At 71.2% G+C, this 13,668-nt stretch carries 11 protein-coding genes and 1 pseudogene; 9 read left to right on the top strand and 3 right to left on the bottom strand.

Annotated elements, in window-relative coordinates:
• Positions 1-41 precede the first annotated feature (41 nt).
• The gene (locus tag GT007_RS08905; RefSeq protein WP_160121252.1) at positions 42-521 is read left to right on the top strand and encodes a type 2 periplasmic-binding domain-containing protein; all 480 of its coding nucleotides are present in this window, start codon (positions 42-44) and stop codon (positions 519-521) included.
• A gap of 108 nt (positions 522-629) precedes the next feature.
• Entirely contained in the window at positions 630-1,835 is a 1,206-nt protein-coding gene (locus GT007_RS08910; RefSeq protein ID WP_160121253.1) for an MFS transporter, read from the top strand.
• A 267-nt stretch (positions 1,836-2,102) separates the two neighbouring features.
• Here the strand turns inward: GT007_RS08910 and GT007_RS08915 are convergent, their stop codons facing one another.
• The gene (locus GT007_RS08915) at positions 2,103-3,563 is read right to left on the bottom strand and encodes an amidase (RefSeq protein ID WP_160121254.1); all 1,461 of its coding nucleotides are present in this window, start codon (positions 3,561-3,563) and stop codon (positions 2,103-2,105) included.
• 42 nt (positions 3,564-3,605) lie between these two features.
• Positions 3,606-4,784, bottom strand: a complete 1,179-nt coding sequence (locus tag GT007_RS08920) for a BaiN/RdsA family NAD(P)/FAD-dependent oxidoreductase (RefSeq protein WP_160121255.1) — start codon at positions 4,782-4,784, stop codon at positions 3,606-3,608.
• Between the two features lie 172 nt (positions 4,785-4,956).
• Here GT007_RS08920 and GT007_RS08925 point away from each other — a divergent pair, with 172 nt between their 5' ends.
• The 7 genes and pseudogenes from GT007_RS08925 to GT007_RS08955 all read left to right on the top strand — a co-directional run bounded on the left by GT007_RS08925 (position 4,957) and on the right by GT007_RS08955 (position 12,763).
• Positions 4,957-5,256, top strand: a complete 300-nt coding sequence (locus GT007_RS08925) for a hypothetical protein (RefSeq protein ID WP_160121256.1) — start codon at positions 4,957-4,959, stop codon at positions 5,254-5,256.
• 133 nt (positions 5,257-5,389) lie between these two features.
• On the top strand, positions 5,390-6,088 hold the full coding sequence (locus tag GT007_RS08930) for a GntR family transcriptional regulator (RefSeq protein WP_160121257.1): 699 nt from the start codon (positions 5,390-5,392) through the stop codon (positions 6,086-6,088).
• Positions 6,089-6,133: 45 nt separating this feature from the next.
• Positions 6,134-7,101, top strand: a pseudogene (locus tag GT007_RS22370) (Bug family tripartite tricarboxylate transporter substrate binding protein).
• Between the two features lie 10 nt (positions 7,102-7,111).
• A complete protein-coding gene (locus tag GT007_RS08940; RefSeq protein ID WP_160121258.1) occupies positions 7,112-8,731 on the top strand; it encodes a hydantoinase B/oxoprolinase family protein in 1,620 nt (539 codons plus the stop codon).
• Positions 8,728-10,803: a hydantoinase/oxoprolinase family protein gene (locus tag GT007_RS08945; RefSeq protein ID WP_160121259.1), complete on the top strand. Its 2,076-nt coding sequence runs from the start codon at positions 8,728-8,730 to the stop codon at positions 10,801-10,803. The genes GT007_RS08940 and GT007_RS08945 overlap by 4 nt, the downstream gene beginning before the upstream one ends.
• The gene (locus GT007_RS08950) at positions 10,803-11,978 is read left to right on the top strand and encodes a CaiB/BaiF CoA transferase family protein (protein ID WP_160121260.1); all 1,176 of its coding nucleotides are present in this window, start codon (positions 10,803-10,805) and stop codon (positions 11,976-11,978) included. The genes GT007_RS08945 and GT007_RS08950 overlap by 1 nt, the downstream gene beginning before the upstream one ends.
• Positions 11,975-12,763, top strand: a complete 789-nt coding sequence (locus GT007_RS08955; RefSeq protein ID WP_160121261.1) for an enoyl-CoA hydratase-related protein — start codon at positions 11,975-11,977, stop codon at positions 12,761-12,763. The genes GT007_RS08950 and GT007_RS08955 overlap by 4 nt, the downstream gene beginning before the upstream one ends.
• On the opposite strand, the gene GT007_RS08960 is transcribed toward GT007_RS08955, so the two are convergent.
• The gene (locus GT007_RS08960) at positions 12,750-13,628 is read right to left on the bottom strand and encodes a LysR substrate-binding domain-containing protein (protein WP_160121262.1); all 879 of its coding nucleotides are present in this window, start codon (positions 13,626-13,628) and stop codon (positions 12,750-12,752) included. The two genes, GT007_RS08955 and GT007_RS08960, sit on opposite strands and share 14 nt — an antisense overlap.
• Positions 13,629-13,668 lie beyond the last annotated feature (40 nt).

The raw sequence follows: 13,668 nt of genomic DNA on the forward strand, positions 1-13,668 counted from the left end.
GAAGCCCACGCCAGGATGCCCCAAAACTCCGAGGAAACGACATGCGGCTGAAACGGCGCGCGGCGCTGGGCCTGTGGGCGGCACCCGCCTTGGCCCAGGCCCAGACACCACCCTGGCCCAGCCGCGCGGTGCGCATCATCGTCCCCTTCCCGCCCGGCGGCAGCAACGATGCCGTGGCGCGCCCGCTGTGCGACGAGATGCAGCGCGGCCTGGGCCAGCCCTTCGTGATCGAGAACAAGGGCGCCCCCCACGCCCCCACCCCGCGTGAGAGCGGCCTGCCGGATTATGAGGCCGCGATCTGGTGGGGGTTGCTGGGCAGGCGGGACATCCCGGCGGCGGCCCGTGCCCGCATCAACGCGGCCGCCAACGCGGCGCTGGGCGACAGCCGGCTGGCGGCCAGCCTGGCGCAGGAAGGCGCCCGGCCCAGCCCCGGCAGCCTGGAGGAATGCGAGCGCTTCATCGCCACCGACCTCTCCCGCTGGCGAGAGGTGGCGCAGGCCGCGAACATCCGCATGGAATAGCCGGGGCTATGCCGGCACCCGCGCCATCCGGCGCGGCGGCCACCCGGGCGGCCGCATGCCGCGCGTGCCCCCCTCGACAATCCGGACAAGGTCAGGACATAGCGGATCATGACCCCCGCCCAGACCGCCGACGCCCCGCCCCGGACGCACATGACCGTCCTGCTCATCCTGGCGCTGACGCATCTGCTGAACGACCTGATGCAGTCCCTGATCCCGGCCGTCTATCCGATCATCAAGGACGCCTACGGGCTGGATTTCGTGCAGATCGGCATGATCACCCTCACCTTCCAGGTGGCGGGCTCGCTGTTCCAGCCGGCGGTGGGCTACTACACCGACCGCCACCCGATGCCCTATTCCACCGTCATCGGCATGCTGTTCACGCTGAGCGGGCTTGTGGGGCTGGCCTTCGCCTCCAGCTACGGCCTCATCATCGCCTCGGCGGGCTGCATCGGCATCGGTTCCTCGATCTTCCACCCGGAGGCGACGCGCATGGCGCGCTATGCCTCGGGCGGGCGGCACGGCTTCGCGCAGGGCGTGTTCCAGGTGGGGGGCCAGGCGGGCGGGGCGCTGGGGCCGCTGTTCGCGGCCATCGTCATCGTGCCGCGCGGGCAGGACAGCCTGGTCTGGTTCGCCTCGGCCGCGCTGCTGGCCATGCTGCTGATGGTCTGGACGGCGGGCCAGCACAGCGCGATCCGCCAGCATGTGCTGCGCGCCAAGGCCACGCCCAAGGCGGGCGGCGCGGAGCGCCCAGCCTATTCGCGGGGCACGGTGGCGGTGGGGATCATCGTCCTCATGCTGCTGATGTTCTCCAAGAACGCCTATAGTGAGAGCTTCCGCTCCTTCTACACCTTCTACCTGATCGACCGCTTCGGGGTCTCGATCCAGATCTCGCAGCTGATGCTGTTCGTCTTCCTGCTGGCCTCGGCCGCCGGCGCGCTGCTGGGCGGCATCATCGGCGACCGCATCGGCCGCTACCGCGTCATCTGGTTCTCGGTGCTGGGCCCGCTGCCGCTGACGCTGCTGCTGCCCTATGCCGACTTCTTCTGGACCGGCGTGCTGACCACCCTGATCAACCTGATCATGGCCAGCGCCTTCGCCGCCATCATGCTGTACGCGATGGAGCTGATGCCCGGCCGGATCGGCCTGGTTGGCGGGCTGTTCTACGGGCTGAACTTCGGGCTGGGCGGTATCGCGGCCGCCATGCTGGGCGGGCTGGCGGACAGCATCGGCATCGAGAGCGTGTACAGCCTGTGCTCCTTCCTGCCACTGGCCGGACTGCTGGCCTGGTTCCTGCCGCGGATCGAGCGGGGGTGACGCGCGCCCCGGGGGCTTCGCCCCCGAACCCCCGGTCAGGGGCGCTGCCCCCGACACCCCCGCCAGGACCGTGCTCGGTCCTGGACCTAGATCAGTTGGCGCTACACCTTGGTAAGGTTTTACCTATTGATTTTTATAATGAAAATGCTGGCCCGCCTGCCAGGATGAAGCGCCAAACTCCTGGGTTCCAAGGGCCTTTCGGCCTTTGGCGGGGTTGTCAGGGGCAGCGCCCCTGACTGGGGGTTCGGGGGCAAAGCCCCTGACGCCCTACGCCGCCTCCGCCGGGGGCACCGTGCCGCGCCGGGGGTCGATGGGCAGCTGCGCCGCCAGCCCCGTGACCTGTTCCAGCAGGGCCGCGGCTTGCAGGGCGATGTCATCGCGCCGGGGCGGGGCCACCACTTGAAGCCCCACCGGCCGCCCGTACTGGTCGAAGCCGCAGGGCACGGCCACGGCGGGGCAGCCGGCCAGCGTGATGGCGGCGTTGATCATGGACCCGGCCATGTAGTTTTCCAGCTTCACGCCCGCGATCGTCTCCGGGTTGCGCAGCATCACGTCGAAGGCCGGGGTGGCGGCACCGGGTGTGACGAACACGTCGTAGCGCGCGAACATCGCGGCCATGCGGCGGTAGAAGGCCGCGCGCTCCCGGTCGGCCCAGGCCAGCTGGCTGGGGGTCGCCTTCAGGCCGCGCTCGGTGTTCCAGATGATGTCGGGCTTGATCAGGTCGCGGTGGGTGGCCAGCTGCGCCTCCCGGTCCACGACGAAGGCCTGGCTGCGCAGGATGAGGAAGGCCTCCCCCAACTCCGCCAGGTCGGGGGCGAATTCCTCCACGACGCAGCCCGCGGCCTCATAGGCGCGGACGGCGCGGGTGGAGATCTCCCGCGTTTCGCGGTCCACCGGCAGCTGGCCGTTGAAGTCGGCGGTGAAGGCGATGCGCTTCGGGCGCTCGGCCCCGGCCACCGCCACGGCCTGGGTATAGGAGCGCGCGGGCGCGTCATAGGTCAGCGGGTCCAGCACGCACCAGCCGGCCATGCTGTCCAGGAACAGCGCCAGGTCCGGCACGTTGCGCGCCATCGGCCCCTGGACGGACAGGGTGGAGAACAGGTTGTTCACCGTCCCGCGCGTGACCCGCCCGGGCGAGGGCCGCAGCCCCACCACCCCGCAATAGGTGCCCGGCCGGCGCAGGCTGCCGCCATGGTCGGTGCCCTGGGCCAGCCAGACCTCTCCGGTGGCCAGCGACACGGCGCCGCCGCCGGTGCTGCCGCCACAGGTGAGGGATGTGTTCCAGGGGTTGCGGGTGCGGCCGAACACCTCGTTGAAGGTGGACCCGCCGGCGCCGAATTCCGGCGTGTTGGACTTGCCGACGACGATGCCGCCATGCGCCTCGATGCGCTTCACGACCGGGTGGGACGCCTGGGGCACATGGTCGCGGAAGATGGGCGAGCCATAGGTGGTGCGCACCCCCGCCACATCCGTCAGGTCCTTGATCGAGACCGGCAGCCCGCCGAGCCAACCCGCCTGGCCCTCCAGCTCCCGCCCCTCGCCGGCCATCAGCCGCCGGGCATGCGCGCGGGCCCGGTCGAAGCACAGGGTGGGCAGGGCGTTCACGGCGGGCTCGACCTGGGCGATGCGCGCCTCGGCGGCGTCGATGAGGTCGAGGGGCGAGACTTCCCCCCGCCGGAGCAGGGCCGTGGCCTCGGTGGCGGTCAGGCGGATCAGGTCGTCATGCATGGGCCGATCCTGCGGCCGCCCCGGCCGGGCGGCAAGATGGCCTCAGGCGGCCTCCCCCGCGCACCAGCCGCTGGCCCAGGCCCATTGGAAATTGTAGCCGCCCAGCCAGCCGGTGACGTCCACCGCCTCACCCACCACGAACAGGCCGGGCACGTCGTTGGCCTGCATGTCGCGGGAGGAAAGCTGCGCCGTATCCACGCCGCCCAGCATCACCTCGGCCTTGGCGTAGCCCTCGGTGCCGGAGGGGGTGAGCGACATGGCCCGCAGCCGCTCCGCCAGCGCGCGCAGGCCGCGGTCGGGCTGGTTGGCCATTTCCATCCCCGGCAGGAAGGCCTCGGCCAGGGATTGCGCAAGGCGCTGCGGCAGGAATTCGGCCAGCACGGTGCGGGGCTCGGCCCGGGGCCGGGCCTGCTTGCGGGCCAGCAGCAGCGCCGCCGGGTCCTGCCCCGGCAGCAGGTTCAGCGAAATCGCCTGCCCCGGCCGCCAGTAGGAGGAAATCTGCAGGATCGCCGGCCCCGACAGGCCCCGGTGGGTGAACAGCATGGCCTCGGGGAAGCGCGGCCCCTCCGCCGCGCGGGCCAGCACCGGCAGTGCGACGCCCGCCAGCGGGCGCATCATCTCCAGCGCCTCGGCATCGAAGGTCAGCGGCACCAGGCCGGGGCGGGTTTCCACCACCCGCAGCCCGAAGCGCCGGGCGAGATCGAGCGAGAAGCCGGTGGCGCCCATCTTCGGGATGGACAGCCCGCCCGTGGCCAGCACCAGGGATTCGGAGGCCACGGTCCCGCGCCCGGTCACGGTGTGGAAGGGGCCGGGCTTCGTCACCTCCGTCACCCGCGCGCCGGTCTCGATCGCCACGCCCACGGCGGCGCATTCGGCCAGCAGCATGGCCAGGATGTCCTTGGCGGAGCGGTCGCAGAACAGCTGGCCGAGGGTTTTCTCGTGCCAGGGGATGCGGTGCTTCTCCACCATCTCCAGGAAGTCGCGCGGGCGGAAGCGGGACAGCGCGGAGCGGGCGAAGCGCGGATTGGCGGAGATGAAGCGGTCCGGCGCCGTGCCGGTGTTGGTGAAATTGCACCGCCCGCCGCCGGAGATCAGGATCTTGGAGCCCGCCTGCGGCGCGTGGTCCAGCACCAGCACGCGGCGGCCCCGGCGCCCGGCGCTGATGGCGCACATCAGCCCGGCGGCGCCGGCACCCAGGATGACGGCATCATAATGCTGCATGGCCGGGATGTAGCCAGCCGCGGGCCCCGCCGCAACCGCGCCACCGCATCATAACCCCAGCGTATGATGTGGATGCGCAGGCTCGATTGGAGAGTCTTTTCGTGGAGGTGCATCTGTCTCTCAACGCCGGGCGGCAAGGGCCGCCCCGCCACAGAGAACCGAGACCCAGACCATGAACCGCATCGCTTTCGCCGCCGCCGCCATCAGCCTGATGGCTTCCGCCCCCGCCTTCGCCCATCAGGCGCCCCGCCTGGAGGGCGACTTCGCCAGCCAGCATGTCGTCTATGACGACGCCTATCGCGGCAACATCGTGGGCGGCGGTCCCGTGACCATCAGCCGTATCGACCAGGGCCGGCCGGTGCTGAGCTACTCCATCCAAGGCCCCGCGCAGCGGGGCATCGCGGGCCAGGTGCCCGTGGTGCAGAACGTCGGCGGCCGTGACCGCACGGTGTGGGTGCCCAGCCGCGGCTGAACCTTCGGCCGGGGCGGCTCTCCCTAACCCTCCCCAAGCCCCGGCCCTTGAGCCGCCCCTCGCAAGAGGGGCGGCTTTTTTGTGCCTGAAGCCCCCTCTTGCGCCCTGAATGTATACATGAACTCATGTGCCCATGAGATGGGACGCACCACCCCCCAGCCCGCTGGACAAGCCGCCCTCCGGCATCACCGCCGCCGAGCTGGTCTTCCGCCGCCTGCTGCACGCCATCCTCAATGGCGAACTGCCCGCCGATTCCCTCGAAACCGAGGAACGGCTGGCCACCCGCTACGATGTCAGCCGCACCCCCCTGCGCGACGCCCTCCGCCGGCTGGAGCAGCTGCGGCTGCTGCGGCGGGAGGCGAAGGGCCTGCGCATCCCGCCCTTGACCATGGCCGAGATGCACGAGCTGTCCGCCACCCGAGAGGTGCTGGAGGGGCTGCTCGCCGCCTCCGCCGCGCGGCGCGTGGCACAGGGCCTGGCCAACCCCGCCCGCCTGCGGGACATCCACGCCCGCCACAGCCGCGTGCAGGCGCTGGGCGACGCGGAACTCATCCTCTCCGTCGGGCTGGATTTCCACGAGGAGCTACGGCGCCTCGCGGCCAACCACTCCGCCGCCGCCTGCCATGAGCAGGTGATGCTGGGCTTCGAGCGCTACCGCCACCTCGCGCGCGGGGTGCCGGAACGCCCGGGCCATATCGCCGACGAACACTCGGAGATCCTGGACGCCATCGAGGCCGGGGATGCCCAGGCCGCCGAAACCGCCATGCGGCGCCATATCGCCGCGGGCCGCGAACTCTACGCCGCCGTGCTCTCGGGCACGCTGAAACCATAAGAAAAAACGCCAGTCACGCGGCTGATCCCGCCAAGAGGACAAGCCATGTATCGTCGTCTGCTTCCCGCGGCCCTCGCCGCGGTTCTGTCATGGGGCGCGCACGCCCCCGCGCATGCCCAGGAATTTCCCACCAAGCCGGTGCGCATCATCGTGCCGCTGGCCCCCGGTGGCTCGGGCGACGTGCTGGCCCGCATCGTGGGTGAGCATCTGGGCACCCGCTGGGGCCAGCCCGTGGTGGTGGAAAACCGCCCGAGCGCCGGGGGCAATATCGGCGCGGAATACGTCGCGCGCTCACCGGGCGATGGCTACACGCTGCTGCTCGGCACGCTCGGCATCCACGCGGCCAGCGCGATCTACCCGCGCCTGAACTATGACCCGGCGCGGGAGCTGGCGCCGGTGACGGTGCTGGGCGAGCTGCCCAATGTCATCGTGGTGAACCCGCGGGTGCCCGCGCGCAATTTGCGGAAACTGCTGGAGCTGGCGCGCAGCCGGCCGGGCTCGCTCAGCTTCGGTTCCGCCGGCAATGGCAGCTCCACCCACATGGCGAGCTGTTCCTGCTGACGGCGGGGGTGCAGATCGCCCATGTGCCCTATCGCGGCAGCGGGCCCGCGCTGAACGACCTGGTGGCGGGCAACATCCAGATGATGTTCGAGAATCTGCCCACCATCCCGCCCCTGGCCCAGGCCGGTTCGGTGCGGCCGCTGGCTGTCACCTCCGCCACGCGCTCACCGGCCATGCCCGATGTGCCGACGGCCGAGGAAGCGGGCCTGCCCGGCTATGTCGCCACCGCCTGGCTGGCGCTGGCCGCCCCCGCCAGCGTCCCCGCCCCCCTGCTGGAACGCCTGAACGCCGACACCCGCGCCGTGCTGGCCGACCCCGCCGTGGTCCAGCGCCTGGCCGGCCTTGGCATCACCCCCGTGGGTGGCACCGTCGCCGAATCCCGCGCCTTCTTCGCCTCGGAGACCGAGAAGTGGAACCGCGTGATCCAGGCCGCCGGCATCCGGTTGAACTGAGGATTTTTGGATGACCATCAAGTTCGATCCCGTCACGCTTGAATTGCTCTGGACGCGCCTCGTCTCCATCGTGGACGAGGCAGCGGCGGCACTGCTGCGCACCTCCTTTTCCGTCATCGTGCGGGAAAGCCATGACTTCGCCTGCGTGCTGACCGACGCGCGCGGCCATTCCCTGGTGCAGGCGACGGATGGCGTGCCGTCCTTCCTGTGCACCGTGCCGCGCACCATCGGGCATTTCCTGGCCGAATTCCCGCCCGAGACGCTGCGCGAGGGCGATATCCTGATCACCAACGATATCTGGCTAGGCACCGGCCACCTGCCGGACATCACGGTGGCCAAGCCGATCTTCCTCAATGGCAAGCTGCTGGCCTTCGCGGGCTCCGTGGCGCATGCGCCCGACATCGGCGGGCGCATCCGCACGGCCGAATCGCGTGAGGTGTATGAGGAAGGCCTGCAGATCCCGATCATGAAGGTGGTGCGGGAAGGCACCATCGACGACACCTTCGTGCGCTTCCTGCGCAAGAACACCCGCGTGCCGGACCAGGTGATGGGCGACCTTTATGCCCAGTTCACCGCGCTGGACCTGATGGAACGCCGCCTGCGCGCCCTGCTGGGCGAGCATGGGCTGGAAGACCTGGTGGCGCTGGCCGACGAGATTCATGGCCGCTCCGAGGCCGCGACCCGCAAGGCGATCCGCGCCGTGCCCGATGGCATCTATCACGCGGACGTCGTGACGGACGGCCTCGAACAGCCGATCCGGCTGAAGCTGGCGCTGCACAAGCAGGGCGACAGCATCATGGCCGATTACGCGGGCACCGACCCGCAGGTGCCGCGCGGCATCAATGTCTGCCTCGCCTATACGCTGGCCTATACCGCCTTCGCGGTGAAGGCGGCGCTGTGCCCGGAGGTGCCGAACAATGAGGGCGCGTTCCGGCCGATCACCGTCTCGGCCCCCGTGGGCTGCATCCTGAATTCCACGCCGCCCTTCGCCGGGGCCAACCGCGCCCTGACCGGGCATTTCATCCCGCCCATGATCCTGCAGGCGCTGGCCGACGCCATCCCGGACAAGGTGATCGCGGGCGTGGGCTCCCCGCTCTGGAGCCTGAATTTCGCGGGGGTGCGGGCGGATGGCTCGCCGATCGCGAACCAGTTCTTCATGAATGGCGGCTACGGCGCCGGGGCCGCGCATGACGGCGCGAATGTGCTGTCCTGGCCGTCCAACGTGTCCGCCGCGCCGGTCGAGATGATCGAGCAGGGCGCGCCCTTCCGCATCCGCCACCGCCGCCTGCGGGTGGATACCGGCGGCACCGGCGAGCATCGCGGCGGCACCGGCCAGGAATGGGCCTTCGAGAGCCGCAACCCGACCCCCGTCGCCATCACCTTCATGGCCGAGCGCACGCGGCAGGAAGCGGCGGCCCCCGGCCTCGCGGGCGGCGGGGCGGGCACGCCCGGCGCCGTGCTGATCGACGGCACGGTAGTGGACCCCAAGCGCCAGCACATCCTGAACCCCGGCAGCACGGTCGAACTGCGCACCCCCGGCGGCGGCGGCTATGGCGACCCAGCCCAACGCGACGCGGCACTGGCCGCGCAGGACATCGAGGACGGTCTGGTGACGGAGACCAAGCTATGAGCGCGCTGGCCATCGATATCGGCGGCACCTTCACGGATATCGTGCTGTACGACGACGCCACGGGCCGCTTCGCCGCCCACAAGGAACTGACCACCCCATCGGACCCCGCGCGCGGCGTGGTGGCGGGCATCGCGCACCTGTTCGCGGCGGAAAACACCGACGCCGCCCAGGTAGACCGCGTGGTGCACGCCACCACCCTGTTCACCAACGCGCTGATCGAGCGCCGCGGCGCCGTCACCGGCCTGCTGACCACCCAGGGTTTCCGCGACACGCTGGAAATCGGGCATGAGCGCAAATACGAGCTGTACGACCTGCACCTGCCGCTGCCCCAGCCCCTGGTGCGCCGGGCGCTCAGGCAGGAGGCGCTGGAGCGCCTGGCACCCGATGGCACGGTGGAAATCCCGCTGGATGCCGCCAGCGTGCTCGCCGCCGCCGACGCGCTGGTGGCCCAGGGCGTCGAGTCGCTCGCCATCTGCTTCCTGCATGCCTACGCCAACCCGGCGCATGAGCGTGAGGCGGCGCGGCTGATCGCGCAGCGCCACCCGGGGCTGATCCTGTCGCTGTCCTGCGACGTGTCGCCGCAGATCCGCGAATTCGACCGCAGCTCCACCACCGTCGCCAATGCCTATGTGAAGCCGCTGGCGGAGAAGTATCTGAACCGCCTGTCGGGCGACCTGGCCGGCATCGGCATCGCGGCACCCCTGTTCATGATGCTGTCCAATGGCGGGCTGACGCATGTGGATGAGGCCAAGCGCGTGCCGGTGCAGCTGCTGGAAAGCGGCCCGGCGGCGGGCGCGCTCTCGGCCGCCTTCTTCGGCGCGCGGTCCGGCAAGCGCGACCTGCTGGCCTTCGACCTGGGCGGCACCACCGCCAAGCTGGCCCTGGTGCATGGCGGCGAGCCGCTGGTGGTTCATAAATTCGAGGCGGGGCGCGAACGCCGCTTCACCGCTGGCAGCGGCCTGCCGCTGAACATCTCGACCATCGAGCTGATCGAGATCGGCGCGGGCGGCGGCTCCATTGCCGCCCATGACGCGCTGGGGCTGCTGAAGGTCGGGCCGCGCAGCGCAAGCTCCGTCCCCGGCCCCGCCTGCTACGGGCGCGGCGGTACGGAACCCACGGTGACGGACGGCAATCTGCTGCTGGGCTATCTGGATGCCGAGACCTTCGCGGGCGGCACCATGAAGCTGTCCACCGAGGCCGCCGAAACCGCCGTGGGGGGGCTGGCGGCGCAAGCGGGGCTGGATGTGCCGCGCACCGCCGCCGGCATCCATGCCGTGGTGAACGAGACCATGGCGGCGGCGGCGCGCGTGCATGTGGCCGAACAGGGCCATGACCCGCGCGATTTCGCCCTGCTGGTCACCGGCGGCGGCGGCCCGCTGCATGGCTGCGAGCTGGCGCGGCGGCTGGGCATCTCCCAGGTGATCTGCCCACCGGGCGCGGGGGTGGCCTCGGCGCTCGGCCTGCTGCTGGCGCCCGCCCGGGTGGACCGGGTGGCGACCGTCACACGCCGGCTGGACGGGCTGGACTGGGCCGCGCTGGATGCCGAATACGCGGAGCTGGAAGCCCAGGCCCGCGCCGTGATCGGCGCCACGCTCGGCGCCGGGGCCGCACTGTCGATCCGCCGCGCGGCGGACCTGCGCTTCGTCGGCCAGGGCTATGAGCTGATCACCGAACTGCCCGCCGGCCCCTATGGCCCGGGCACGGAGGCCGGCATCCGCGAAGCCTTCCAGGCGGGCTATGAGCGCGTGTTCAGCCGCCGCCCGGCGGTGGCCGCGATCGAGATCATCAACATCCGCGTCTCCGTCACCGGCAGCACGGCCGAGGGCACGCTGGACCCCGAAGTGCCGGTGGCCGCCGAGGGCCAGGCGGCAACCGGCGCCCGCCAGGCCCGCTTCGGCGACAGCCCGTTCAGCGCCCCGGTGCTGGACCGCAGGCGGCTCGCCGCCGGTTCCGAGGTGATCGGCCCCGCCATCATCGAGGAAGCCATGTCCACCCTCCTGATCCCGCCCGGCGCTCGCGCCATGGTGGAAGCAGGCGGTAACATCGTGATCCACCTGCCGGAGACGCGCTGATGTCCCTCCCTCTCTCCCATATCAAGGTGCTGGACCTGACGCGCGTGCGCTCGGGCCCCACCTGCGTGCGGCAGCTGGCCGATTGGGGCGCGGACTGCATCAAGATCGAGGCGCCGGACGAGGTCGATACCGGCAAGGGCATGGGCGGCGCGCGCAACGGCCCCGACTACCAGCATGTGCACCGGAACAAGCGCGGCATCACGCTGAACCTGAAGAAGCCCGAGGGGCTGGCCGTGTTCCAGCGGCTGGTCGCCCAGGCCGATGTGGTGGTGGAGAACTACCGCCCCGATGTGAAGGCGCGGCTCGGCATCGACTATGAGTCGCTGGCGAAGATCAATCCGCGCATCATCCTGGGGTCGATCTCGGGCTTCGGGCAGGACGGGCCCTATGCCCGCCGCCCGGGCTTCGACCAGATCGCCCAGGGCATGGGCGGGCTGATGAGCGTGACCGGCGAGCCCGGGCGCGGGCCCATGCGCGTGGGCATCCCGGTGGCGGACCTGACCAGCGGCATGTTCTGCGCCATCGGCATCCTGATCGCGCTGATCGACCGCCAGAAGACCGGCCAGGGGCGCTGGGTGCATACCTCGCTGCTGGAGGCGATGGTGGCGATGATGGACTTCCAGGCCACCCGCTGGACCATGGCGCATGAGGTGCCGCAGCAGGCGGGCAACGACCACCCCACCACCGTGCCCACCGGCCTGTTCCACACCGCCAATGGCGTGATCAACCTGGCCGCCGGCGGCGACGAGATGTGGCGCCGCATCGTGGAGACCCTGGGGCTGGAGGAGGAGACCAAGGCCCCCGAGCTGGCGACCGAGAAGGCGCGCTCCGCCAACCGCGCCAAGGTGAATGCCACCTTGCAAGCCAAGCTGCTGGGCGACACGGCGCAGAACTGGATCGAGCGGCTGAACAAGGCGGGCGTGCCCACCGGCCCGGTCTATTCCATGAACCAGGTCTTCGCCGACACCCAGGTGCGGCACCTGAACCTGTCCTTCCCCGTGCAGCACCCCAAGCTGGGCGAGCTCCATCTGGTCCGCACGCCGATCCAGATGCCGGGGGTGCGGAACCCCCGCAACCCCACCCCCGATCGCGGCCAGCACACGGATGAGGTGCTGGCGGAATTCGGCTTCTCGGCCGAGGAGATCGCCACGCTGCGCGCGGAGAAGGCACTGTGACCGGCCTGATCCGCTTCGAGGTCACGGATGGCGTGGCGCGGCTGACGCTCGACAACCCGCGCCGCCTGAACGCGGTGAATGCCGAGATGTGGCAGGCCCTGCCCGGCTTCCTGGCGCGCGTGGCGGAAGACCCGGCCATCCGCGTGCTGGTGCTGGCCGGCGCGGGTGAGCGCGCCTTCTGCACCGGCAACGACATCAGCGAATTCGACACCATCCGCGCCAACCCGGAGGCCGCCGCGCGCTACAATGCCTGGCAGCGGGAGGTGGCCAATGCCCTGCAACGCATGGAAAAGCCCATCATCGCCGCCATGCACGGCTATTGCCTGGGAGCCGGGTTCGAATTCGCGCTGATGGCCGATTTCCGCCATGCCGCCGCCGACACGCGGGTGGGCATCCCCGCCGTGCGCCTCGGCCTGCCCTACCGGCTGGAGGATATCGAGAAGGTGGCCGACGTCGTGGGGCTTTCCCGCGCGCGGGAGATGGTGCTGCTCGGCCGGCAATATGGCGGGGAGGAGCTGCTCGCCCTGGGCCTGGCGCAGGCCGTGCTGCCCGATATCGCGGCGATGGAGGCCAGCGTGGCGGCGCTGGCGCGGGAACTGGCGGCCAATGCGCCGCTGAGCCTGCGCGCCGCCAAGATCGCCTTCCAGGAGCTGGCCCGGCGCGACGCGCCCCCCGACCGCGCCCGCACCCAGGTGGCGGAGGATGCCTGCTACGCCAGCGCCGACTACGCCGAGGGTCGCCGCGCCAAGGCCGAGAAGCGCCCGCCCGCCTTCACCGGGCACTGAGCGGGCGGCGCAGCCGGTCGGCGCTCGCCTCCAGCAACTGCGCCAGCGCGGCCGCCGGCCCCCGCCGCGCGCCCTGCCCCCCCTGCCGCGCGCCCTGCACGACGAACTCCACCTCCCCCAGCTCCGGCAGGCCGGGGCCGTGCAGGGTGGCCAGGCCCTGCGGCACCAGGCTGGCCGCGTGCGGCGCCACCCCCAGCCCGGCCAGCACGGCCGCGTCCACCCCGGTCTGGCTGCCGCTGGTGCAGGCCAAGCGCCAGGCACGGCCCGCGCGCTCCAGCGCCTCCAGCACGCGGGTGCGGGTGATGCTGGGGGCTGCCAGCAGGATCAGCGGCAGCGGCTCCGCGGGGTCGGGCGCGTAGCCGAGCCGGCCGATCCACACCAATGGCTCCCGCCATACCGTGCGGCCGCGCGCGTCGCCTTCCGGCCGCTTGGCCAGCACCAGGTCCAGCGCGCCCTCGGCCAGGCGGGCGTGCAGCAGGCCGCTCATGCCCACGGTCAGTTCCAGCTCCACGCCCGGATGGGCCTGGGTGAAGTCGCGCAGGATGTCGGGCAGGCCCTGCAGCAGCACGTCCTCCGACGCGCCGAAGCGCAGCCGGCCGCGCAGCTTGGCCGCCGAGAAATGCCGTCGCGCCCGCGCCTCCGTCTCCAGCACCGAGCGGGCGAAGCCCAGCATCGCCTCGCCATCGGCGGTCAGGGCCACGCTGTGCGTGTCCCGCAGGAACAGCCGCCGGCCGCAGCCCTGTTCCAGCCGGCGGATATGGCCGCTGACGGTGGATTGCTGCAACGCCAGGTGCCGCGCGGCCGCCGAGAAGCCGCCGCGCTCGGCCACGGCCAGGAAACTGCGCAACAGCATGGGTTCCAGCATGGGGGCCTCCACTGCCCATCATGATTCACGATCACCATCA

The sequence above is a fragment of the Rhodovarius lipocyclicus genome (assembly GCF_009900765.1).
In the GTDB taxonomy this organism is placed as follows: domain Bacteria; phylum Pseudomonadota; class Alphaproteobacteria; order Acetobacterales; family Acetobacteraceae; genus Rhodovarius; species Rhodovarius lipocyclicus.